Below are 22,982 nucleotides of genomic sequence, written 5' to 3'. Positions count from 1 at the left end.
CGACGCCGGCCCACGTCGTGCGTGGTCCCCCGCCCGCGGCCGCCTCAGCCGACGAGCGGTGTCGCGAGCCTGCTGCTGAGCAGCGGCAGCAGCACCGCGATGGACAGCGGACGGTAGGGGGCGATCCCCGGCGGGGCCGGCGCCAGCGGCACCAGCAGGTCGGCCTCGCCCGGCCTGCCGTCCGAGGCGCCCGCCGTGGTGTCGGCGTGGAGCCAGAGCGTGTGCATGTAGAGCCGCGGGACGGACAGCAGCCGGGGCTGCCACTGCTCCGCCGACTGCTCCGCGCGGGCGAGGGCCAGCTCGGTCGAGCCGACGAACGGCCCGCCGAAGAAGTGCGAGAACGCCCACCCGTCGGCGGTGAGCGTGGTCTCGGCGGCGCTCACCGGCACGTCGCCGCGTGCCAGCAGGAACCGCCAGCCGGCGAGCTGCGGCACGCCGCCGGGCGGCGAACCGGGGTCCAGGAGGTAGAGCGGCAGCGGGCGGACGGGTCGGAGGGCGGCGCGGTCGCCGTGCGGTTCATGCGGTGACCGGGCGGAGGGCGAGCGGAGCGCGGCGGTCAGGCAGCGCTCCGCCGGAGCGGGTACCGGTAGGGCATGCAGGGGCATGGGGGCCGCCTCTCAAGAAATTGGGAGACACGCGTCGGCGGAGTTTAGACGAATAAGGTTCCGCGCGTGTTTCCCCTAGCAGGGGGCGAGCTTCCTGCCCAGACCGCAACCGGTCGAGAACCGTGAATTCGGAGCGGCTCTCCGGATGGTGGGGGAGGGGTACCGGAAAATATCGGGACGGGAAATGCCGTCGGGCGGTGCCCGCTTATTGTGCCAGGGGGATATGCGCTCCGCGAGGCGTGCGACACGCCCGTCCGCGCCGGGGGTCGCGTTACCCGGCCGCGCGCCTGGGCATGATCACGGCACCGTAGGGAGAAGGAGGGTGCCGACATGGGCGCTGACGTGGACGCCGGTGGATTCGGCCCCGCCGACAGGCAGCGGTTCCGTGACCGTCTGCGGGACAGCCGACAGGCGCTCGGCCAGTTGCTGGCGGACGACGCGTTCGACCGGCCGCGCGGGCTCATCGGGCTGGAGGTGGAGGTCAGCCTCGCGGACGCGGACGGCGCGCCGCGCATGGTCAACGACGAAGTGCTCACCGGAATGGCGACCTCCGATTTCCAGAGCGAGCTGGGCAAGTTCACTCTGGAACTCAATATGGCACCCCGCGTCCTCGCCGGCAGGGTCTTCGACGATCTGGCCGAGGAGATGCGTATCGCCTTCGGCTACGCGGACCGCGTGGGGGCCGAATTCGGAGCCCGGCCGGTCCTGGTCGGGATACTGCCGACGATCACCGGTGACGAACTCGGCCGCGGCAACCTCTCGGCCGGGGACCGCTACACGCATCTGAACGACCAGATCATGGCCGCGCGCGGTGAACTCCTCCAGGTGGACATCACCGGGGCGGAGACGCTGCGCCGAACCTTCGACTCGATCGCCCCCGAGTCGGCCTGCACCGCGGTCCAGTTCCATCTGCAGGTCACCCCGGAGCGCTTCGCCGAGGTGTGGAACGCGGCGCAGGTGGCCTCGGCCGCCCAGATCGCGGTGGGGGCGAACTCGCCGTTCGCCTTCGGCCGCGAGCTGTGGCACGAGTCGCGCGCCCCGCTGTTCCTCCAGGCGACCGACAGCAGGCCGCCCGAACTCGCCGCCCAGGGCGTCCGGCCGCGCTCCTGGTTCGGGGAGCGGTGGATCGACTCGGTCGAGGAGCTGTTCGACGAGAACCTGCGCTGGTTCCCCGCACTGCTGCCCGTCTGCGAGGAGGAGGACCCGCTCGCCGTCCTCGCCGCGGGCGGCGTGCCGCGGTTGAAGGAGATGGTGCTGCACAACGGCACCGTCTACCGCTGGAACCGGCCCGTCTACGACGTCACCGACGGCGTGCCCCACCTGCGCGTCGAGAACCGGGTCCTGCCCACGGGCCCGACGGTGACGGACATGGTCGCCAACGCCGCGTTCTACTACGGCCTCGTCAGGGGCCTCGCCGAGCAACCGGAACCCGTCTGGACCCGGCTCGCGTTCGAGGACGCCGCCCACAACTTCGAGGCGGCGTGCCGGCACGGCGTCGACTCCACCTTCCGCTGGCCGCGGCGCGGGCGGGGCTCCGGCAGCGAGGAGGTCGGCGCCGCCGAACTCGTGCTGCGGGAACTGCTTCCCCTCGCCGCCTCCGGCCTCGACTCGTGGGGCGTCTCCGCCGTCGACCGCGACCACTACCTCGCGGTGATCGAGGGGAGGTGCCGCCGCAGGATCACGGGGTCGGGCTGGCAGACTCGCTTCTACCACCGCGCGCTGGAGGCCGGGGCGAGCCGCGAGGACGCCCTGGGGCACCTCGTGCGGCGCTACTGCGAACTGGCCCGGTCCGACGAACCGGTGCACCGCTGGCCGCTGTGACCGCGCCCGTTCGCGTGGGTGCCGCCGCGCGGCGGCACCCACGGAGACGGCGGCGGAGGGACAGCGGTGCAGACAGCGGAGAGCGGCACGCCCGAGGGGGGCACACCCGGGCGACACGGCACGCCGGGGCGCGGCAAGGGTGAACCGGGGAGCGGCGGGGGCGCGGGCAGGCCCGACGGCGGTCGCTGGCTCGACGACGGCCTGCCCGACCCCCGGCTGCTGCGCTTCGAACTGATCATCGTCCTGGCGCTGTCGCTCGGCGCCGCCGCCGTCCGGGCCGTCATCAACTTCACCGATGTCGTCACCCGCCCCGGCGGCCTCAACGACTACGCCGCCAACCTCAACTCCTCCCGGGCCGACCGCCCCTGGTTCGACCTGGCCTGGCAGCTGGTCAGCATCTCGGTCCCCCTGGTGCCCGTCCTGCTGGTCGGCTACCTGCTGCTGCGGGAGCTGCCCGCCGGCCGCGGGCCCGGCATGCGCGCCATCGGCTTCGACCTCCGGCGCCCCGGATTCGACCTCGGGTGGGGCGCGCTGGTCGCCGCCGGCATCGGCGGCAGCGGGCTGCTGCTGTACCTGGGCGCCCAGGCCGCGGGGTTCAACCTCACGGTGGTGCCGGAGTCACTTCCCGGCGAGTGGTGGAAGTTCCCCGTCCTCATCGCCTCGGCGATCCAGAACTCGGTGGTCGAGGAGGTCATCGTCGTCGGCTACCTGCTGCGGCGACTCTCCCAACTGGGATGGGCCCCGATCGCCGCGCTGCTGTTCAGCTCGCTGCTGCGCGCCACCTACCACCTCTACCAGGGCATCGGCGGCTTCATCGGCAACTTCGTGATGGGCGTCATCTTCGTGCTGCTCTACCGCCGGTGGGGGCGGGTCATGCCGCTCGTCGTGGCGCACGCGATCATCGACATCGTGGCGTTCATCGGCTACGCCGTCCTCGCGGGTCGGGTGGACTGGCTGCCGACCCCCTGACGCGGCGGCGGGCACCGTCCCGGCCGTCGGTGCGGCCCCGGACCGGCGGGCGCCGAGCTCAGGGGGTGCGCAGGAACGTGCCCTCCATGACGGTGACCGCCTCCCCCGTCAGCAGTGTCCGATCACCGCGCACCGTGACCCGGACGGTGCCGCCCCGCGCCGACACCTGACGGCCGACCAGGTCGTTCCGGCCGGACCTGGCCGCCCACAGCGGCGCCAGGGCGGTGTGGGCGCTGCCGGTCACGGGGTCCTCCGGGACGCCGACGGCGGGGCCGAAGAACCGGGAGACAAAGTCGTACCCGGGGCGGGAGCCGTCCGCGGCGGCGGTGACGATGACGCCGCGCCCGGGCAGCTCCGCGAGCGCCCCGAGGTCGGGCCGCAGCGCGCGGACGGTCGCCTCGTCCGGAAGGTCGACCAGCAGGTCGCCCACGTCCGGGCCGGTCTCGTGGCAGGCGACCACCGGGGCGCCCAGCGCCGCCGCCACGGCCGGGGGCACCTCGACCTCCCGCAGCGGCGCGGTGGGGAAGTCGAGCGTCAGCGCGCCGCCCTCACCGGCGGGCGCGGCGGTGAGCACGCCGCTGAGGGTCGCGAACCGCTGCGGCCCCACCACGCCCTCCGCCGTCGCCAGCACGTGCGCGGTGGCGAGCGTGGCGTGACCGCACATCCGCACCTCGGTGGTCGGGGTGAACCACCGCAGCGCCCAGTCGGCCGGCCCGCCGGGCGGCAGCGGATGCACGAACGCCGTCTCGGAGAGGTTGACCTCCGCCGCGATGCCGGCCATGGCCGCGTCGCCGGGGAACCCGTCGGCGGAGAGGACCACCACGCCGGCCGGGTTGCCGGCGAACGGGCGGTCGGTGAAGGCGTCTACGTAGCGGATGCGCATGTGCGGGAGTCTAGGGACGCGCGTCCGCGCTGCGGTGTCACACCCCCTGGCGTGCCGGGTCGGGCCCGGTGACCAGCCACCAGATGCCGGCGGAGTCGAAGGCGTCCGAGGCGCGGGGGCGCCGTGCCTCGTCGTGGCAGTGGAACGCCGCCCAGAAGAGGTCGCCGCGGAGCGCGTCGCGGGGCGCGTAGACCCGGTAGACGTAGCTGTTGCCGTCCTCGGCGGCCAGCGCCACCATCCAGACACCCGGGCCCGCCGGGTCCGTTCCGCCCGCCTGCACCGCCCCTCCTCAACGGTCGCCCCTCCCGAGCGCAGCGCGGACCGGGAGCGCCCGTCCCCACCCGGGCGGCACCATGGTGGCAGCCGGGGGGCCCGCGTGCGGTGGGAACACGCGAGATGCCGCGCTCCCGGGCCCTGTGCCCCGAGCGGTCGGCCCGGGGCGGCGGGTCGGGCCCGGCGGTGTCAGCGGCCCGCGCCGGCCAGGTAACCGGGGAGCGGGGTGGTGCAGTCGGCAGCCGGCTCGGGCGTGCCGGCGGTCCTGCGCAGTGGCACCACGCCGCTCCAGTGCGGCAGCGTGAGGTCGGCCTCGTCGTCGTTGGGCCCCCCGGAGCGCACCTTGGCCGAGACCTCCGCCAGGTCCAGGGCGAGCACCGCCGTCGCGGCGGCCTCGCGCCGGTCGGCGGGGCGGCAGTCCGACGACCGGCCCGGGACGGCGTGGTCCACCAGGACGGCGAACGCGCGGTCGAGCTCTGCGGGATCGGTGACGCGGCGGGCCGCGCCGTGCACCACGACCGAGCGGTAGTTGACGGAGTGGTGGAACGCCGAGCGGGCCAGGACCAGGCCGTCCACGAGGGTGACCGTGACGCACACCGGCAACGGCTCGGACTGTGCCGCGTGGAGCGGGCGGGAACCGGTCGAGCCGTGCAGGTAGAGGCGTTCCCCGTCGCGCGCGTAGAGGGTCGGCAGCACCACCGGCGCGCCGTCGCGAACGAAGCCGAGGTGGCAGACGAACTCCGCGTCCAGGACCGCGTGGACCAGGTCCCGGTCGTAGCGGGCGCGGTCCCGGCCCCGGGTGGGCACCGTACGCGCGGTCGTCGCGTAGGCGCCGGTCGGCGCGTCGCCGGTGCTCTTCGGGCCGCGGGGCCCGGGAGCGGCCGCCGTGGTCGTGGGTTCCATGTCGGGTCCGTCCCGTCGCTGGTGCCGTATATTGCACTAGTGCAAGCCGTCATCTGCACTAGGAGAAGTGCATGGGAACGTACCGCATCACCGGCCGCGGTGCCAGCGAGATCGCCACCGACGTGGAGGACGCCGTCGCCCGGGGGAGGCTCGCCCCGGGCGACCCGCTGCCCGCCATGCGCGCCCTCGCAGCGGAGCTCGGTGTCAACCCCAACACCGTGGCCGCCGCCTACCGCACGCTCCGCGAACGCGGGGTGATCACCACCGACGGGCGGCGCGGCAGCCGCGTCCGGCCGCGTCCCGTGACGACTCCCCGCGAGAGCATCGGCGTCGAGATCACCCCCGACGTCCGCGACCTCGCCGGCGGCAACCCGGACCCGCGGCTCCTCCCGCCCCTTGAACCGGTGCTCGCCGCGGTCGGTGCGCGAAGCACACCGGTGATGTACGGCGCGGCCGGGGTGGAGGAGACGCTGCGGACCGCCGTCACGGCCTCCTTGGCCGCGGACGGGGTCCCGGACGGCCCGCTCGCCGTCACCAGCGGCGCCCTCGACGCGGTGGAGCGGGTCCTCGCCGCGCGACTGCGCCCCGGCGACGCCGTCGCGGTCGAGGACCCCGGGTGGGGAAGCCTGCTCGACCTGCTCTCCGCGCTGGGCCTGCGGACGCTGCCCGTGGCGGTCGACGACCGAGGGCCGCTGCCCGACGCCGCCGCCGCGGCGCTGCGCGCGGGGGCGCGCGCCCTCGTGGTGACCGCCCGGGCCCAGAACCCCACCGGCGCCGCCGTCGACGCGGAGCGCGCCCGCGCCCTGCGAGCCCTGCTCGCCGACCGCCCCGAGGTGCTGCTCGTCGAGGACGACCACGGCCACGGCATCGTCGACCAGCCACTGCACCCCCTCGCCGGCGCCACCACGGCCTGGGCGTTCGTCCGCTCCGGCGCGAAGGCCCTCGGCCCCGACCTCCGGGTGGCGCACCTGACCGGTGACCCCACCACGGTGGACCGCGTCGCGGGGCGCCAGCGGCTCGGCCCGGGGTGGGTCAGCCATCTGCTGCAGCGGGCCGTCGCCGGGCTCAGCACCGCGGAGACCGGCGCCGCCGCCTCCTACCGGGCCCGGCGCGAGGCGCTGATCGGTGAACTCGCCGCCCGCGGCGTCCGGGCGCACGGCCGCAGCGGCCTGAACGTCTGGGTGCCGGTCGGCGACGAGACCGGCACCGTCTCCCGGCTGCTGCGCGACGGCTACGCCGTCGCCCCGGGGGCACGCTTCCGCATCGACTCCGCGCCGGCCGTCCGGATCACCGTCTCCGCGCTCGCCGAGTCCGAGATGCCCGAGGTGGCGGAGGCGGTCACCCGCGCCTGCCGGCTCCCGCCCGCGCGGCGGCAGGGGTGAGCGCGGCACCGCCCGCCGCGCGCTGCCCGCCGTCCGGAGCGCGGCTCACACCACGGTCGCCAGCGACGCCACCTCCGCCATCGGGTCCGGGCCGGTCGGCAGCAGGACCGCGTCGGTGACCCCGGCCTCCGCCAGCGTGGAGAGCCCGGCCCCCACCTCGGCCGGCGTCCCGGCGAGCGCGAGCCGCGCCACCCAGGCGTCGGGCAGCCGCCGGGCGAACTCCTCCCGATCGGCGCACCGCTCCCGCAGCGCCCGGACCTCCGCCCCGATGTCCATCGGCGCCAGGTGCGGCGCCCAGTCCGGCTCGCCGATCCACGCGAGCGCGGGCCGGGCACGGGCCAGCGCCCGGCCCCGGTCCTCGTCCACCGACGCCACGTTGAACGCGACCAGCCGGTGCGGCCCGCGCGGCGCGACCGCGGCCAGCGCGGCGCGGACGTACTCCGGCGAGGTCGGCTCCGCCAGCACCGTGCCGTCGGCCACCCGCCCGGAGAGGGCGAGCGAGCGCGGCCCGCGGACGCCCAGCAGCACGTCCGGCACCTGATCGGGCACCGCGGACGGATCGAGGGCGACCTCCGGCCCGCCCGCCACCGGGGCGGCGCTCCGGCCGCGCAGCAGCGAGCGCAGCACGGTCGCGTGGTCGGAGAGCACACCCAGCGGTCGCGTGCTCCAGGCCCCCGCGGCCCGCATCCACTCCGGCATCCCGTGCCCCACCCCCACCGTCAGCCGCCCGGGGAACAGCTGGGCGAGGGTCGCCACCTCCATCGCCGCGTACACGGCGTTCCGCGCGCCCGCCGGCAGGATGCCGATGCCCACCTCCAGCCGCGTGGCCGCCAGGATCGCCCCGGCCTGCGCGATGCCGCCGCGCCAGCTCATGTCCTCCACCACCCACAGGGCGGTGAAGCCGGCGTCCTGCGCCTGGCGCGCGTAGTCCAGCACCTGCCCGGCGGGCAGGTCGCGCGGCAGCAGCAGCCCGACCCGCGGCCGCCGACCCCGCCGGTCGGGAACGTCCTGGTGGGCAAGGGTCATGGCTCTCCTCGGTCTTCCGGTGGCGGTCCGGCGGCCGCTGCCGCCGGCCTGCGGGCCGACCCGTGCCACCGCGTGCGGTGGCACGGGTCGGCCCGGGGTTCAGTCGGACGCGAGCACGGCGAACGGTACCGCCAGCAGGTCCTCCGGGCGCGAGGACGGGCCCACCAGGGCCTCGAAGCCCCCCGGCTCGACCCGCCGGATTCCGGCGGCGTCCACGATCGAGCACTCCGCGACCGGCAGTTCCAGCACCACCCGGCGCTGCTCCCCGGGGGCGAGGTCGATCTGGCGGAAGGCCTTCAGCTCCCGGTCCGTCCAGCTGGCGGAGGTCACCTCGTCCCGGATGTACAGCTGGACCGTCTCCCGCACCGGGCGCCCGCCGGTGTTGGCGACGGTGACCTCGACCCGCAGCGTCCCCGCGGCGGTCAGCCGGTCGTCCGCCACCGCCGGGTCCGCGTAGGAGACGGTGGAGTAGGAGAGCCCCTGGCCGAAGGCGAACGCCGGCGTCTGGGTGAGGTCGGCGTACCGGGTGCCGTGCTGGCCCCGGACCTGGTTGTAGTAGGTCGGCTGCTGGCCCACGTGGCGCGGGAACGAGACCGGCAGCCTGCCGGACGGCTCCGAGAGCCCCAGCAACAGCTCCGCGACGGCCCGCCCGCCCTCCATGCCCGGGTTCGCCACCCACAGCAGTGCCGCCGCGCCGTACGCCGCCGGCGGCAGCACCAGCGGCTTCGAGGCCAGCAGCACCACCACCAGCGGCGTGCCGGTCGCCGCCAGCGCCTCCAGCAGTGCGGCCTGGCCGCCGAGCAGCTCCAGGGTCGCCGTCGAGCGGCCCTCGCCGACCAGCTCGATCCGGTCGCCCACGACCGCGACCACGTGGTCGGCCCCGCGGGCGGCCGCCACCGCCTCCGCGATCAGGGCGTCGTCGGGCTCCGCGGGCGCCACCACGGGCGGCCGGGGCTGGCCGTCGGGGAAGAGCGCGCCCTCCGGGTCCGGCGCCAGGGTCAGGATGTCCGCGCCCCTCGCCTCCGTCACCCGCCAGGTGTCCGGCACGGCGGCGCGGATTCCGTCGAGAACGGTGGTGATCATCGAGCGCGGCTGCCCGTCGGGCAGCCAGTCGGCCTGGCCGGACGAGCCGGCCCAGTCGCCCAACTGGGTCTGGGCGTCGTCGGCCAGCGGGCCGACCACCGCCACCGTGCGGGGGCCCGCGGCGGCCGGGCCGACCGCGCTCGCGCCGGTGCCCTCGGTCAGGCCGCCGGCCAGCGGCAGCACGCCGTCGTTGGCCAGCAGCACCAGCGAGCGCCGCGCGGCCTCCAGGTTGAGCCGGGCGTGCTCGGGCGACCCGACCACCGCCCGCTGCCGCCCCGGCTCCGGCAGCCGCGGGTCCTCGAACAGCCCGAGTTCGAACTTGAGGGCGAGGATGCGTGCGACCGCCCGGTCCAGGTCCTTCTCGGCCAGCATGCCCCGGTCGATGGCCTCCAGCGCGCCGGCGAAGAAGCCCGGCGTCGTCATGACCAGGTCGTTGCCGGCGCGCACCGCCGCCGCGGCGGCGTGGGCGTGGTCGGGCTGCACCCGCTGCTCCCACACCATGCGACCCACGTTGTCCCAGTCGGTCACCAGCACACCGGTGTACCCCCACTCGCCGCGGAGCACCTCGTCCAGCAGCCAGCTGTTGACGGTGATCGGGACGCCGTCGGTGGTCTGGTAGCCCAGCATGAAGGTGCGGCACCCCTCCCGGGCGACCCGCTCGAAGGGCGGGAGGAACCACGAGCGGAGCTTGCGCCGCGAGATGTCCGCCTCGCTGGCGTCCCGCCCGCCCTGCGTCTCGGAGTAGCCCGCGAAGTGCTTGGCGCAGGCCAGCACGGCGGTCGCGTCGGCCAACCCCTCGCCCTGGTACCCGCGCACCATCGCCGAGGCCAGTTCGCCGATGAGGAAGGGGTCCTCGCCGAACGTCTCGTTGACCCGGCCCCAGCGCAGGTCGCGCGCGATGCAGAGGACGGGGGAGAAGGTCCAGTGGATGCCGGTGGCCGACGCCTCCACCGCCGTCGCGCGCGCCACCCGCGCCAGCAGGTCGGCGTCCCAGGAGGCCGCCATGCCCAGCTGCGTGGGGAAGATCGTCGCGCCCTCGAAGAACGAGTGGCCGTGGATGCAGTCCTCGCCCACCAGCAGCGGGATGCGCAGCCGGGTGCGCGCCGTCAGCGCGTGCGCGGCCGCGAGCCGCTCCGGCGAGGCGTGCAGCACCGATCCGGCGTGGTGGTCGAGGACCACGTCCGTGAGGTCGCCGCGCGCGTCGAGTTGCAGCATCTGACCCGCCTTCTCCTGCGGGGTCATCAACGCCAGCAGGTGGGCGACCCGGTCGTCCACCGACCGGGAGGTGTCGAGGTGGGGGAGCTGGTCGGTCATGATGGGGTCTCTCCGTGGGTCGGGGCACGCGCCACGGGCATCCGCCGGCCCGAACTCCCGGTGGCACGGGCCGGTTACGGCTCCCCCGGGACGGCCACCCCGGGTGTGCACGATCGTACATTCGCCGCCCCCGCACGGCAGGTGGGCGCGGGCGTCCCGGAACGCCCGCCCCGTCCGCGCCGTCCCCCGGCCCCACCGCCGCGGCACGGCTCAGAGCTCGCGCAGCACCCCGTCGTCGTCGGCGGCCTCCGCGAACTCCTCCCAGCCCATGTTGGCCGTCGTCAGGTTGTTCTCCACCATCTGCACCGCCCGGGGGACGACGCGCAGCCGGCGCACGAGATCGTTCTCGTCGATGTCGATCTCCACCAGCAGCAGGTGGTGTTCGGCCGAGGTCACGGTGGTGGCATCCGCCACCAGCAGCAGTGTCGCCGCCGGTTCCTCGGGGCACTCCGGGTCCGCCGGAACCCGCTCCACCAGCTCCGCGGCGGCCAGTCCGGCGAACCTGCGGTCCTCGACCGGCTCGACCTCCGCCCGGAAGACCTCGCCGCGGCCCTGGGGGTGCGGGGCCAGCACGGCGTCGCGGACCGCCGTCCAGACCGCGTCGTCGCTGAAGTCGGTGCGGATCAACGGCACCTCCTCCGTCACCGGCAGGGTCGGCGTCCCACCGCCCGCGCGTATCCGCCAGGGCTCCGAGGGGCCGGCCGCCTCGCGCTCCTCCCGCCGTTCGAGGATGCGCCGCAGCCGCCCGAGCCGTCCGCCGTTGTCGTCCATCGTTCGCTCCGTCCTTCGTCGACGGAGGTCCGTCGAGCTGTCGGACCGTCAGTCTGCCGCCGCCCACTGACAGACCCGGCCCGCGCCCCGGTCGCCGCCCGCGGACGGCGACCGGCAGGGGGACATATGGGTGTTTCGGCGCAGTGGCGCAGGGCAGTCGCGAGAGGATCACGACGCCACGACCTGCTGACTGTCCCACGCCCACCGGAGGGACCCCGCATGACACCCCGACCGTCCCCCGCCACCGACCTCGGCTTCCACGCCTCGCACGAACAGTTCCCGCCCTCCGCCCTCCTGACGGCGCTGCGCGCGGCACAGGAGGCCGGGTTCTCGTCGGGAATGTGCTCCGACCACTTCGCGCCGTGGAGCAGCCGGCAGGGGCACTCCGGCCACGCCTGGACATGGCTGGGCGCCGGCCTGCAGGCCACCACCCTCCCGCTGGGCGTTGTCACCAGCCCCGGGCAGCGTTACCACCCGGCGGTGCACGCCCAGACGATGGCGACCCTTGCCGAGATGTTCCCCGGCCGGTTCTGGGCGGCGCTCGGCACCGGCCAGGCACTGAACGAGCGGATCACCGGAGGACGATGGCCACCGAAGGATGTCCGCGCGCGGCGGCTGCGCGAGTGCGTGGAAGTGATCCGCGCCCTCTTCGACGGCGAGGTGGTCGACCACGACGGACTGGTGCGCGTCGAAGGCGCCCAGCTGTGGACGCGGCCCGCCCGCCCACCGGGCCTGCTGATCGCGGCCGTGACACCCGCGACCGCCCGGCAGGCGGTCGCCGACTGGGCACCGGACGGCCTCATCACCGTCAACCAGCCCGAGGACGGCCACATCGACACCCTCACCGCCTACCGCGAGGCGGGCGGGGCCGGGCCGGCGGTGCTCCAGGCGCACCTCTCCTGGGACCGCAGCCGTGAAGCCGCCCTCGCCGCAGCGCACGACCAGTGGCGGGAGCCGGTGCTCGGCAGCGAGGTCGGCTGGGAGATCGCCCGGCCCCGGCACTTCGAGGAGGTGGGGCGGTTCGTCACCCCCGCCGACGTCGAACCGTACGTGCACGTCTCGGCGGACCTGGCCGAACACGCCGACTGGCTCGCCCGCCAGGCCGCCGCCGGGTTCGACCGGATCATGCTGCATCAGGTCGGCCCGGACCAGTTGCGGTTCGTCGAGGAGTTCGGAGCCCACGTTCTCCCGCAGCTGGCACCCGGGCGCTGACAGCGTCCGGCCCGCGGCAGACCGACCCGACGAAGGAGGAGCCACCGATGACGCCCGCACCGCCCCCGACGAGCGACAGCGACAGCCCCGCGTCCGGCGGCCACCGGCCCGGTGAGCCCCGACCGCCGCGGCGTCCGGCCGACGACTACCCGCCCATCGGCGACTACGCCTTCCTGTCCGACTGCCACACCAGCGCCCTGCTCGGCCCCGACGGCACCGTGGAATGGATGTGCGCGCCGCGGTTCGACAGCCCGAGCACCTTCGGGCGGATGCTCGACCGGGCCGCGGGAGGCTGGGAACTGACCGTGGCCGGGGCGGGTCCGCCGGAGCGGCGCTACGTGGACGACAGCCTCGTTCTGGAGACCCGCTGGGAGGCTCCGCACGCCACGGTCGTCGCCCACGACTTCCTCGCGCTGCGACCCGCCGGGCACGGCGACGACGAGGCGGACATCACCCCGGAGCACGTGCTCGTCCGGCTCGTCCGTTGTGTGGAGGGCACCGCCTCCATCACCCTGCGGGTCGAGGCCCGGCCCGACTACGCCCGCGCCACCGTCCGCTGGCGGGAGACCGACCACGGGCTCGCCACCGGCCACGGCACCGACGACGGCTCTGTGTGGCTGACGGGCGCACCACGCCCCGCGGCGACCGGTGACGAGCAGCAGGAGGCCGTCACCCGCGTCGAGCTCACGGCGGGCGCCGCGGCAGTGCAGGCGCTCGGCTACCGGGGCGGCCCGGCCCGCCCGCTCGACGTCGCGACGGCGGAACAGCTGCGCGACGCCACGGTCAGCGCCTGGCAGAGCTGGTCGGACCGATCCACCTACGACGGGGTGGGGGCCGCTCAGGTGCGCCGCAGTGCCCTGGTGCTCCGCGGCCTTCTTGCGGACGAGACCGGCGTGCTGCTGGCGGCCCCCACCACCTCGCTGCCGGAATGGATCGGCGGGGCACGCAACTGGGACTACCGCTACGTGTGGCACCGGGACGCCTCGCTGGGCGTCCTGGTACTGCTGCGCCTGGGCCACTCCGAGGAGGCGGGACGCTACCTCCGCTTCCTCCTCGGCCGGTGCCTCGTCCACCACGACCGGCTGGACCCCATGCTCACCGTCGACGGGACGACGGAGATCGCCGAGGCGGAGCTGGACCACCTCGAGGGGTACGCCGCCTCACGCCCCGTCCGGGTCGGGAACGAGGCGCACCAGCAGCACCAGATCGACGCCTACGGCCACATCGTCGACGCCGCCCACGCGTTCCACCAGGCCACGGGCAGCTTGAGTGACACGGAGGTGGAGGAGGTCGGGCGGCTGGTCGACGTGGTCGCAAAGCGGTGGCGGGAGAAGGACCACGGACTCTGGGAGGCCCGGGACTCGCCCCGCCACTGGACGCACTCCAAGCTGTGCTCCTGGGTGGCACTGGACCGCGGCGTCCTGCTCGCCGAACGCGCCGGGGCCGGCCGGGAGCCGGCGGTCGCGCGCTGGCGGCGGGAGCGCGACGAGGTCGCGGCCGAACTGCTGCGGGAGGGCTACGACGAGGGCGTCGGCTCGTTCGTCCAGTCCTACGGGGCGACGCACACCGATGCGTCCCTGCTGCACGTGCCGCTCTTCGGGTTCCTGGCCGGTGACGACCCCCGGGTGCTGTCCACCCTCGACCGCGTCGAGGCGGAACTGGGCATCGGCGGCGCCCTGCTGCGCCGCTACGACCCCGAGGCGACGGACGACGGGCTGGACGACCCGGAGGGGGCGTTCCTGATGAGCTCCTTCGACATGGTCTCGGCCCTGGTCCTGGCCGGCCGCCGGGAGGAGGCGGAGGAGCGGTTCGCAGCGCTGTGCTCCCACGTGGGCCCGCTGGGCCTCCTGCCCGAGCAGATGGACCGCGCGGGCACCTTCCTCGGCAACTATCCGCAGGCTTTCACCCACCTGGCGTTGATCGAGGCGGCGATGAACCTCGACGGCGCGGAGCAGGGCGAGGCCCTTCACACCTGGGCCGCCCGCCAACGTGGCGACGGGTGACCGGAGCCCCGGCACCGCTGGCGGGCCGCTGCGCGCGGTCGGTCGAGCCGTGGTTGCGGCGCCCGGCCGGCTCCGGGGCGCCCGCGGTTAGCATGGTGCGGACGGGCCGGAGGGCAGCGCCGCCGACGGCTCGTTGCCTCCCGCCGTGGCGCCACCGCGCCGGGGCGACCGAACCGCGCCGACGAGACGGGTGCCCGAGAACGTGCTGACAGAGGTCACCGCGACCCGCTACATCACCCCCCTGCGGGAGGGCGGCTCGCTCCCCGGACTGGTCGAGGCCGACGACCTCGGGACATACGTCATGAAGTTCACCGGCGCCGGCCAGGGGCGCCGCACCCTGGTCGCCGAGGTGATCAGCGGGGAGCTGGCCCGCCGGCTCGGGCTGCGCGTCCCCCGGCTGGCCGTGCTCGACCTGGACCCGGCGGTCGGGCGGGCCGAGCCCGACGAGGAGGTGCAGGCGCTGCTGCACGCCAGTCCCGGCCCCAACCTCGGGATGGACTACCTGCCCGGCTCCCTCGGCTTCGACCCGCTCGCCTACGCGGTGAGCCCGCGGGAGGCGGGCCGCGTCGTGTGGTTCGACGCGCTGGTCAACAACGTCGACCGCTCCTGGCGCAACCCGAACATGCTGGTCTGGCACGGCGACCTCTGGCTCATCGACCACGGGGCCACCCTCACCTGGCAGCACAACTGGCCGGCCGTCGAGGCGGCCGCCGCCCGGCCCTACGACGCCTCCGACCACGCGCTGGCGCCCTGCCGGCCGGACCTGGGTGCGGCCGCCGACGACCTCGCGCCGCTGGTGACCGCCGAGCTGCTCGCGGAGGTCACCGCCCTCGTCCCCGACGCCTGGCTCGTCGGCGACGACGAGACCGCCGACCCGGCCGCGCTGCGGGCCCGCCACGCCGAGCTGCTGCTCGCACGGGCCGCCGTGGTCTCCGAGGCCATCACCGTCGGCGACCCCACGCCCGCGCGTCCGCCCGCCCCACCCGGCTGGCTGCTGGCCCCCGCGCCCCGCCGGGCGGGGGAGGGCCGATGACCGCCGCCGCGCCCACGCCCCGTGCCGTTTTCGAGTACGCCCTGCTCCGTGTGGTCCCCCGGATCGAACGGGGCGAGCACATCAACGCCGGGGTCCTCGTGTACTGCCGCCCCCGGGGTTTTCTCGCCGCCCATGTCCACCTCGACCCCGCGCGGCTGCGGGCGCTCGACCCGACGGCCGACGTGGCCGGCGTGCGGGCCGCCCTCGGCGCGGCGCAGGCGCTGTGCAGCGGCGGGCCGGGCGCCGGTCAGGCGGCGGCGGACGACGCCGGGCGGCGGTTCCGCTGGCTGACGGCCCCCCGCAGCACCGTGGTCCAGCCCGGTCCGGTGCACACCGGCCTCACCGCCGACCCCGCCGCCGAGGCGGAGCGGCTGCTGGAGCTCCTGGTCCGCTGAGTCCGGGGAGACGGCGCGTTCGGACGGCGCCCGCCTGCCGGTTGCCCGACCTGCTGGCGGGCCGGGGGCACCGTTGACACCTCGGTCCGCGCCTTCTAGCGTCCGGTCCGGACCACGCGTCCGCCCGGCCCCGTCGGCCCCGGGCGGCCCCACAGCCCCGGGAGGCACCCGCTGTCCACCGACCGCCGCGTCGCCGTCGTCACCGGAGCCGCCCGCGGTATCGGGGCCGCCACCGCGCTCCGCCTCGCCCGGGACGGCCGGTGCGTCGCCGTCCTTGACCTCGACGAGGCGGAGTGCGCCGCCACCGTCGCCGCCGTCAGCGAGGACGGCGGTACCGCGCGGGCAGTCGGCTGTGACGTGACCGACGCCGCGGCGGTGACGGCGGCCGTGGAGCGGGTGACCGCCGAACTCGGCCCGCCCGCTGTGCTGGTCAACAACGCGGGTGTCATCCGCGACAACGCGCTGTTCCGGATGACCGAGGACGACTGGGACACCGTTCTCGCGGTGCATCTGCGCGGCGCCTTCCTGATGACCCGGGCCTGCCAGTCCGCCATGGTGGACGCGGGCTTCGGACGGATCGTCAACATCTCCTCCACCTCGGCCCTCGGCAACCGCGGGCAGGCCAACTACGCGGCGGCGAAGGCCGGCATCCAGGGCTTCACCAGGACGGTCGCCCTCGAACTCGGGCGGTTCGGTATCACCGCCAACGCCGTCGCCCCCGGTTTCGTCGCGACCGCGATGACCGCTGCCGCGGCGGAACGCGCCGGCCTGACGGTCGAGGAGTTCGAGGCGGAGGTCGCCGCGCGCACCGCAGTCCGGCGGATCGGGCGCCCGGAGGACGTGGCCGGCGCGGTCGCCTACCTGGCCGGGGACGGCGCCGGCTATGTCTCCGGCCAGACGCTGTACGTCGCCGGCGGCCCCGCCGGCTGAGCAGGGGGCGCCCCGCCCCGAGTACGCCCGGCCACGACGCCCGGCCACGACGCCCGGCCACGACGACAGGACCCGACGACCGACCGAGAGGCCGCCACCATGAGCGCAGCGCAGTCCCCGCCCGGCCCCGCCCACGAGCGCCGCGACGCCGCACCTCCGCCCGGGAGCGAGGTGGCCCTCGTGACCGGTTCCAGCCGTGGCATCGGCCTGGCGGTCGCCGAGGCGCTCGTGGCGCGCGGCGACCGCGTCTGCCTGACCGGCCGCGACCCGGAGACGTTGGAACAGGCGGTGGCGCACCTCGGGCCGGACCGTGCGATGGGCGTGGTCGGCAGGGTGCACGACCCCGACCACCGGCGGGAGGTCGTCGACCGGGTGATGGCCCGCTGGGGGCGCCTGGACCACCTCGTCAACAACGCCGGGATCAACCCCGCGGTGGGCACGCTGGCCGACGCGGACCTCGGCACCGTCGCGAAGGTCCTGGAGGTCAACGTCCTCTCCGCGCTGGCCCTCGCCCAGCTGACCTGGGCCGCCTGGCAGCGCGACCACGGGGGAACCGTGGTCAACATGGCCTCCGTCGCCGGGGTGTCGGCCTTCCCGATGCTCGGCGCCTACGGCATCAGCAAGGCGGCCCTGATCAGCCTGACCCAGCAGCTCGCCCACGAACTCGCCCCCGGCGTCCGCGTCAACGCCGTCGCGCCTGCCGTGGTCCGGACCCGGTTCGCCGCCGCGCTGTACGAGGGTCGGGAGGCCGAGGCGGCCGCGGCCTACCCGCTGGGCCGGCTCGGCGCGCCGCAGGACGTGGCGGGGGCGGTCGCCTTCCTCAGCTCCCGCGAGTCCGGCTGGATCACCGGTCAGACGCTGCTCGTCGACGGCGGGCTGCTGCTGGGCGCCACCGTCACCTGAGGCCGGGGCGCCCCCGCCGGCCGCGGTGCGCGGTACCGGGAGGCGGGCGGCCCCGGGGAGTGTCCGACCCCCGGGGTACGTTCGGGCGTATCACTGGCGACGGCGACCGGAGGTCCGCACGTGTTCGAGAAGCTGCCCGAGTCCTGGCGGGACGCCCTGGGCGAGGAGCTCGCCCACCCCCGCTACGAGGAGCTGGCCGCGTTCCTCACCGCGGAGCGGGCCGCCGGCCCGGTGTTCCCGCCGCAGGACGAGGTCTTCGCCGCGCTGGAGGCCACGCCGTACCACGACGTCCGCGTCGTGGTGCTCGGGCAGGACCCGTACCACGGGGAGGGCCAGGGCCACGGCCTGTGCTTCTCCGTCCGGCCCGGGGTGAAGGTCCCGCCGTCGCTGCGCAACATCTACAAGGAGATGCTCAGCGACCTCGGCCACCCCGTGCCCGACAACGGGTACCTCATGCCCTGGGCGCACCAGGGCGTGCTGCTCCTCAACACCGTGCTCACGGTCCGCTCGGGCGAGGCCAACTCCCACAAGGGCCGCGGCTGGGAGAAGTTCACCGACGCCGTGATCTCCGCCGTCTCCGCGCGCGACGAGCCGGCGGTGTTCGTGCTGTGGGGCAACCACGCCAAGAAGAAGGCGGCGCTGATCGACACCGACCGGCACGCGATCGTCGACGGCGCCCACCCCTCACCGCTCTCCGCGCGCAAGTTCCTGGGCTCCCAGCCGTTCTCGCGCATCGACGCGGCCCTCGCCGCCCAGGGCCACCCGCCCGTCGACTGGCGGGTGCCCGACCTCGCGGGCTGAGCCGCCGGACGCGCCGCGCAGCGGCCCCGCGTTGCGCCACCCGGGTCGGGATGGCGCGGCGGGGGCCGCGCCGCGCCCGCCTCCCGGCCGCCGTCCGGTCTAGCCTCGGGGTCCGCCGCCGTCCAGCCGCCCAGGAGGGCAGGTGCCCCAGCACACCCCGAGCCAGCACCCGGTGATGCAGCGCGTCGGCCAGGCCGTCATGCTCCACCGCGCCGGCGACCGCGAGGAGGCGCGCAACCGCCTCGCCGCGCTCTGGGCCGACCCCGGACCGGGGGCCGGGCCCCTGCAGCGCTGCACCATCGCCCACTACCTGGCCGCCGCGCAGGACGACCCGCGCACCGCTCTGCACTGGGACCTGGTCGCCCTGGCGGAGGCCGACGCAGCCGCGGGCGGGGACGAGGCGCCGCCCGGCGCCACCCGCGCAGCCGGCGCACCAGAGGCACGCGGCACGGCCGAGGACGCCGAACCGGCCGGCCCCGCACCGCGGTCGGCCACCGCGGACGCCCGCGGCCTCTACCCCCTGCTGTACCTGAGGCTGGCCGGCGACCACGTCGCGCTGGACTGCGTCACCGCCGCCCGCCACGAACTCGGTCGTGCCCGGCGTGCGGCGGCCCGGCTCCGGGACGACGACCACGGGCGGCGGACCAGGGCCGCCGTCGAGTCCCTGGCCGCCCGGCTCGCCGCCGGCTCCGGTCGGCGCGGTGGCGGCGGCGACCCGCCGCCGCACCGTACGGCGGACGGCCCGGATCTGGCCTAGGCTGCGCGGCACCGGGGCGACGGTCCGCCTCGGCGCACAGCGGCGGGCCGGCGGTCGGGCGCCGGCGAGCGAGAGGAGACACCGGTGAGGATCGCGGTGATCGGACTGGGCGACATCGCCCGCAAGGCCTACCTGCCGGTGCTCACCGCGCTCCCCGGCGTGCGGCTTCACCTCCACACCCGCTCCCCGGCCACCCTCGCCGAGGTCGGCGACGCCTTCCACATCCCGCCCGACCGCCGCCACGGGGAGCTCGACGCCCTGCTCGCCACGGCACCCGACGCGGCGCTGGTCCACGCGCCGACCGAGGCGCACCCCTCCCTGGTGACCCGGCTGCTGGGCGCGGGCGTCCCCACCTACGTCGACAAGCCGCTCGCCTACCACCTGGACGACGCCCGCCGACTCACGGAGCTGGCGGCGTCCCGCGGACTCCCGCTGGCGGTGGGCTTCAACCGCCGCTTCGCCCCCGGCTACGCGCAGTGCCGGGACCACCCGCGCGACCTGGTCGTCCTGCAGAAGCACCGCGTGGGGCTCCCGGACCAGCCGCGGCGCGTCGTCTTCGACGACTTCATCCACGTCGCGGACACCCTCCGGTTCCTGGCGCCGGGCGAGGTGACCGCGACCGACGTCAGCGCCCGGGTCCGCGACGGGCAGCTCCACCACGTGGTGCTGCGCCTGTCGGGCGACGGCTTCACCGCGCTGGGGGTGATGAACCGGATGTCCGGCTCGGCCGAGGAGGTGCTGGAGGTCTCCGGCGCGGACACCAAGCGCGAGGTCCGCAACCTGGCGGAGGTCATCGACCACAAGGGCCAGCCGACCGTGCGCCGCCGCGGTGACTGGGTGCCGGTCGCCCGGCAGCGCGGCATCGAGCAGGCGGTGCACGCCTTCCTGGACACCGTGCGCACCGGTCGCGTCGAGGCCGTCGCCGACGCGGAGGACGCGCTCCGCACCCACGAGCTGTGCGAAGAGATCGTCCGCCGCGTGACTGCGTGACTGCGTGACTGCGTGACTGCGTGACCGCGTGACCGCGTGACCGCGTGGCCACGTGACGGCCGGTTGGGTTCCGTCCCGCAGCGGCGGGCGGGGCCTCGGGCGGCCCCGTCCGCCGCCCGAGGTGTCAGCCGCCGAACTCGGCGCCGGCCAGCGGCTCCAGGACACCGGCCCACACCAGCACCAGGATCGCGACACCCACGACGATCCGGTACCAGACGAACGGCATGAAGCTGCGGGTCGAGACCCAGCGCATGAACCACGCGATCACCGCCCACCCGATGGCGAACGAGACGAGCGTCGCGAAGAGCGTCGCCCCCCACCCCGCGTGCCCGGTGTCGCCCCCGATCTCGCGCAGCTCGTAGAAACCGGAGCCCATGACCGCCGGGATCGCCAGCAGGAACGCGTAGCGCGCCGCCGCCTCGCGGGTGTACCCGAGGAACAGGCCGCCGGTGATGGTGGCGCCGGACCGCGAGGCCCCGGGGATCAGGGCCAGCGCCTGCCAGAGGCCGAAGAAGACGCCGTCGCGGACGGACAGCTGGTTCAGCTCCTTCAGCGGCTTGCGCGCCCGGTGGCGGCCACCGCGCTCCGCCTGCGTGGCCATGCGGTCGGCGACGCCCAGCGCGATACCGAGGACGATGAAGCCGAGCGCGATGAGCCGGAGGTCGCGGAAGGGCCCCTCCACGGTGTCCTTGAGCAGGATGCCGAGGACGGCGATGGGCACCGAGCCGACGATCACCAGCCAGCCCATGCGGGCGTTGGGGTCGCTGCGTAGCGACCGGTCGAACAGCGACCGCGTCCAAGTGGTGACGATGGCCCAGATGTCCTTGCGGAAGTAGATCAGGATCGCCACCTCGGTGCCGATCTGGGTCACCGCCGTGAACGCCGCGCCGGGGTCCTCCCAGCCGGCGACGACCGCGGTCAGCCGGATGTGCGCGCTGGAGGAGATGGGCAGGAACTCCGTGAGCCCCTGGACGATTCCGAGGACCAGTGCTTCGAACCAGGTCATGGCGTGCTGTGCTCGTCCCTGTGGTCGAGGGTGGCGGTACCGGCGGCGCCGGCGGGGGTGGAGCACCCGGTCGAGCCGGGATGCGAACCGTCACCGGTCCCGCCGCCGGCACGGCGGTCGGGACCGGCGAGCGCGGTAGGGTCGGCGGCTTCCACGGCGGCGCCGTGCTCGGCCGCCGCCGCGGCGGCCCGCTCGCGACGGGCGCGCCGGCGCCGCCACACCGAGGCGGAGACCGGCCCGGAGAGCACGAGGAAGGCGACCGCCGACAGGAAAGCGGGGGAGACGGGGTCGGTGGCCCGCGCCCCGGCCACCGCGAACGCCGTGTTCTGGGGGAGGCCGCCCAGGGCCGTCGCCGCGAGGAACGGCAGCCACGGCACCCGCGAGACGGCGGCGACGGTGTTGACCACGGCGAACGGCAGGATCGGCACCAGCCGCAGCACCAGCAGCGACCGGAAGCCGTGGCCGCTCAGCTGCCGGTCCGCGGCCGTCAGTAGCCTGCCGCGCACCAGCGGGCGCAGCGCCCGCTGGCCCAGAAGCCGTCCGGCGGCGAACCCCGCCGCCGCGCCCAGCATCGTGCCGACCACGGCGAGTGCGGCGCCGGCCGCCACTCCGAAGAGCGCGCCGGCCGCCAACGCCATGACCGGCCGCGGCACCATGAGCGCGCTGAGGACGGCGAAACCGAGGGTGAAGACGATCCAGGTGCCGAGCCCGGCCGAACCAAGGGTCTCCTCCGTCAGCAGGCGCTGCGGTTCCAGCGCGGCGACCGCCAGGAGTCCGCCGCCGAGCAGTGCCCCCAGCACCAGCAGCCGGAGTGCCACGGCCGTCCGCGAGAGCGGCGGTTCGGGCAGGACAGCGGCGGCTTCGTCAACGGCGGTGGACACGCGGCGAGCCTAGCCCACGGGGTGTGAACAACCGAGAGCCCCGAGGCGGCCGTGGTGTGGCGTACCCGCGAACGGGTGTCGCGCCCGGCCGCTGTGACCGGCGGGGATACTGGGGGAGTGACCAGCGCCCCCGCCCGGCCCGTCAGCGGCCCCGTCGCCCATGGCACCGCCCGCCTCCTCCCGGACCTCGACCGGCCGCACGCCTGGCTGCTGACGGTCGACGACGTGCCGCAGTCCTACGTCGACCTCGCGGACCCGGGGCACCTGGAGTTCGAGTACGTCCGGCGCCTCGCGCAGCTGCTGACGACGACCGTCCCCGACGAGCAGCCGCCGCGCGTCGTCCACCTCGGCGGCGGGGCGCTGAGCCTGCCCCGCCACCTGGCGCACCGCCGGCCCGGCTCGCGGCACCTGGTGGTCGAGGACGACGGCGCTCTCATCGAGCTGGTGACCGCGACCCTCGGTGAGCCGCCGGCCGGGGTGGAGCTCTGCCACGGCGACGCGGCCGCGGTCCTCTCCGAACTGCCGCCGCACTCCGTGGACGCGGTGGTCGCGGACGTCTTCAGCGGCGACCGGACGCCCGCCCACCTCACGACCCCGGCCTTCCTGCGGCGGTCGGCCGCGGCGCTGCGGCCCGGCGGCGTCCACCTCGCCAACCTCGCGGACTCCGCCCCCTTCGCCTTCCTCCGACCCCAACTGGCCGCCGCTGCGGAGGTCTTCGCGGAGGTCTGCCTGGTCGCCGAGCCGTCGGTGCTGCGCGGCCGCCGCTTCGGGAACGTGGTGCTCGCCGCCTCCGACCGGTCGCTGCCGGTGGCGGAGCTCACCCGCGGCTGCGCCGCCGACGCCTTCCCCGCCCGCGTGGTCCACGGTCCGGCGCTGCTGCGGTTCCTCGGCGATGCCCGGCCGCCCGGCGACGCGGGCATCCCCTCGCCCCGGCCGCCGGAGGGCGCCTTCACCGTCGGGTGAGCCGGGACGCCACGCCCCGGCCCGCCGCCGTCCGGTGTCCCGGGCGGGCGGCTTCCGCACGGCGGGAACACGCCCTCC

At 75.7% G+C, this 22,982-nt stretch carries 22 protein-coding genes; 13 read left to right on the top strand and 9 right to left on the bottom strand.

Annotated features, from left to right (window positions below):
* Positions 1-44: 44 nt before the first annotated feature.
* Positions 45-605, bottom strand: coding sequence for a hypothetical protein (locus tag HCN56_RS01950; RefSeq protein WP_167967665.1), 561 nt, complete (start codon positions 603-605; stop codon positions 45-47).
* Positions 606-935: 330 nt separating this feature from the next.
* Here HCN56_RS01950 and HCN56_RS01945 point away from each other — a divergent pair, with 330 nt between their 5' ends.
* Complete coding sequence (locus tag HCN56_RS01945) at positions 936-2,426, top strand: glutamate-cysteine ligase family protein (protein WP_167967664.1); 1,491 nt, start codon at positions 936-938, stop codon at positions 2,424-2,426.
* 201 nt (positions 2,427-2,627) lie between these two features.
* Positions 2,628-3,395, top strand: a complete 768-nt coding sequence (locus HCN56_RS01940) for a CPBP family intramembrane glutamic endopeptidase (protein WP_167967676.1) — start codon at positions 2,628-2,630, stop codon at positions 3,393-3,395.
* Positions 3,396-3,453: 58 nt separating this feature from the next.
* On the opposite strand, the gene HCN56_RS01935 is transcribed toward HCN56_RS01940, so the two are convergent.
* The 3 genes from HCN56_RS01935 to HCN56_RS01925 form a co-directional block, all read right to left on the bottom strand.
* Complete coding sequence (locus HCN56_RS01935) at positions 3,454-4,278, bottom strand: PhzF family protein (protein ID WP_167967663.1); 825 nt, start codon at positions 4,276-4,278, stop codon at positions 3,454-3,456.
* Between the two features lie 37 nt (positions 4,279-4,315).
* Complete coding sequence (locus HCN56_RS01930; RefSeq protein ID WP_167967675.1) at positions 4,316-4,516, bottom strand: hypothetical protein; 201 nt, start codon at positions 4,514-4,516, stop codon at positions 4,316-4,318.
* A gap of 224 nt (positions 4,517-4,740) precedes the next feature.
* Positions 4,741-5,454, bottom strand: a complete 714-nt coding sequence (locus HCN56_RS01925) for a pyridoxamine 5'-phosphate oxidase family protein (protein WP_167967662.1) — start codon at positions 5,452-5,454, stop codon at positions 4,741-4,743.
* Between the two features lie 71 nt (positions 5,455-5,525).
* On the opposite strand from HCN56_RS01925, the gene HCN56_RS01920 reads away from it, so the two are divergent.
* Entirely contained in the window at positions 5,526-6,836 is a 1,311-nt protein-coding gene (locus HCN56_RS01920) for an aminotransferase class I/II-fold pyridoxal phosphate-dependent enzyme (protein WP_167967661.1), read from the top strand.
* 45 nt (positions 6,837-6,881) lie between these two features.
* On the opposite strand, the gene HCN56_RS01915 is transcribed toward HCN56_RS01920, so the two are convergent.
* From HCN56_RS01915 to HCN56_RS01905, 3 genes are all read right to left on the bottom strand, one after another.
* Complete coding sequence (locus tag HCN56_RS01915) at positions 6,882-7,862, bottom strand: LLM class flavin-dependent oxidoreductase (RefSeq protein WP_167967660.1); 981 nt, start codon at positions 7,860-7,862, stop codon at positions 6,882-6,884.
* 99 nt (positions 7,863-7,961) lie between these two features.
* Entirely contained in the window at positions 7,962-10,259 is a 2,298-nt protein-coding gene (locus HCN56_RS01910; RefSeq protein WP_167967659.1) for an exo-beta-d-1,3/1,6-glucosidase, read from the bottom strand.
* A gap of 210 nt (positions 10,260-10,469) precedes the next feature.
* The gene (locus tag HCN56_RS01905; protein ID WP_167967658.1) at positions 10,470-11,030 is read right to left on the bottom strand and encodes a DUF6924 domain-containing protein; all 561 of its coding nucleotides are present in this window, start codon (positions 11,028-11,030) and stop codon (positions 10,470-10,472) included.
* 219 nt (positions 11,031-11,249) lie between these two features.
* Here HCN56_RS01905 and HCN56_RS01900 point away from each other — a divergent pair, with 219 nt between their 5' ends.
* The 9 genes from HCN56_RS01900 to HCN56_RS01860 all read left to right on the top strand — a co-directional run bounded on the left by HCN56_RS01900 (position 11,250) and on the right by HCN56_RS01860 (position 20,054).
* A complete protein-coding gene (locus tag HCN56_RS01900; protein WP_167967657.1) occupies positions 11,250-12,242 on the top strand; it encodes a TIGR03885 family FMN-dependent LLM class oxidoreductase in 993 nt (330 codons plus the stop codon).
* A gap of 47 nt (positions 12,243-12,289) precedes the next feature.
* Positions 12,290-14,245, top strand: coding sequence for a glycoside hydrolase family 15 protein (locus HCN56_RS01895; RefSeq protein WP_167967656.1), 1,956 nt, complete (start codon positions 12,290-12,292; stop codon positions 14,243-14,245).
* Positions 14,246-14,447: 202 nt separating this feature from the next.
* Positions 14,448-15,278 (top strand): HipA family kinase, encoded by an 831-nt coding sequence (locus HCN56_RS01890; RefSeq protein WP_167967674.1) that lies wholly within the window; start codon positions 14,448-14,450, stop codon positions 15,276-15,278.
* Positions 15,275-15,673, top strand: coding sequence for a DUF3037 domain-containing protein (locus tag HCN56_RS01885; protein WP_167967655.1), 399 nt, complete (start codon positions 15,275-15,277; stop codon positions 15,671-15,673). Before HCN56_RS01890 ends, HCN56_RS01885 begins: the two co-directional genes overlap by 4 nt.
* A gap of 171 nt (positions 15,674-15,844) precedes the next feature.
* Positions 15,845-16,603, top strand: a complete 759-nt coding sequence (gene fabG / locus HCN56_RS01880; RefSeq protein ID WP_167967673.1) for a 3-oxoacyl-ACP reductase FabG — start codon at positions 15,845-15,847, stop codon at positions 16,601-16,603.
* A gap of 99 nt (positions 16,604-16,702) precedes the next feature.
* Positions 16,703-17,506 carry an SDR family oxidoreductase gene (locus tag HCN56_RS01875; protein ID WP_167967654.1) on the top strand — a complete coding sequence of 268 codons (804 nt, stop codon included), beginning with the start codon at positions 16,703-16,705 and terminating at the stop codon, positions 17,504-17,506.
* A 120-nt stretch (positions 17,507-17,626) separates the two neighbouring features.
* Positions 17,627-18,307, top strand: a complete 681-nt coding sequence (ung, locus tag HCN56_RS01870) for a uracil-DNA glycosylase (RefSeq protein WP_167967653.1) — start codon at positions 17,627-17,629, stop codon at positions 18,305-18,307.
* A 142-nt stretch (positions 18,308-18,449) separates the two neighbouring features.
* A complete protein-coding gene (locus HCN56_RS01865) occupies positions 18,450-19,064 on the top strand; it encodes a hypothetical protein (RefSeq protein ID WP_209312229.1) in 615 nt (204 codons plus the stop codon).
* 84 nt (positions 19,065-19,148) lie between these two features.
* On the top strand, positions 19,149-20,054 hold the full coding sequence (locus HCN56_RS01860) for a Gfo/Idh/MocA family protein (protein WP_167967652.1): 906 nt from the start codon (positions 19,149-19,151) through the stop codon (positions 20,052-20,054).
* Between the two features lie 124 nt (positions 20,055-20,178).
* Here the strand turns inward: HCN56_RS01860 and HCN56_RS01855 are convergent, their stop codons facing one another.
* Both HCN56_RS01855 and HCN56_RS01850 read right to left on the bottom strand, forming a co-directional pair.
* Positions 20,179-21,060: an undecaprenyl-diphosphate phosphatase gene (locus tag HCN56_RS01855; RefSeq protein ID WP_167967651.1), complete on the bottom strand. Its 882-nt coding sequence runs from the start codon at positions 21,058-21,060 to the stop codon at positions 20,179-20,181.
* Positions 21,057-21,941: a TVP38/TMEM64 family protein gene (locus HCN56_RS01850; protein ID WP_167967650.1), complete on the bottom strand. Its 885-nt coding sequence runs from the start codon at positions 21,939-21,941 to the stop codon at positions 21,057-21,059. The genes HCN56_RS01855 and HCN56_RS01850 overlap by 4 nt, the downstream gene beginning before the upstream one ends.
* A gap of 117 nt (positions 21,942-22,058) precedes the next feature.
* On the opposite strand from HCN56_RS01850, the gene HCN56_RS01845 reads away from it, so the two are divergent.
* Complete coding sequence (locus tag HCN56_RS01845; RefSeq protein ID WP_167967649.1) at positions 22,059-22,904, top strand: spermidine synthase; 846 nt, start codon at positions 22,059-22,061, stop codon at positions 22,902-22,904.
* Positions 22,905-22,982 lie beyond the last annotated feature (78 nt).

It is taken from the genome of Streptomyces lonarensis, assembly GCF_012033735.1.
In the GTDB taxonomy this organism is placed as follows: Bacteria; Actinomycetota; Actinomycetes; order Streptomycetales; family Streptomycetaceae; genus Streptomyces; species Streptomyces lonarensis.
Note: the sequence above shows the minus strand (reverse complement) of the source record. Positions and strands in the feature narration are given on the sequence as shown.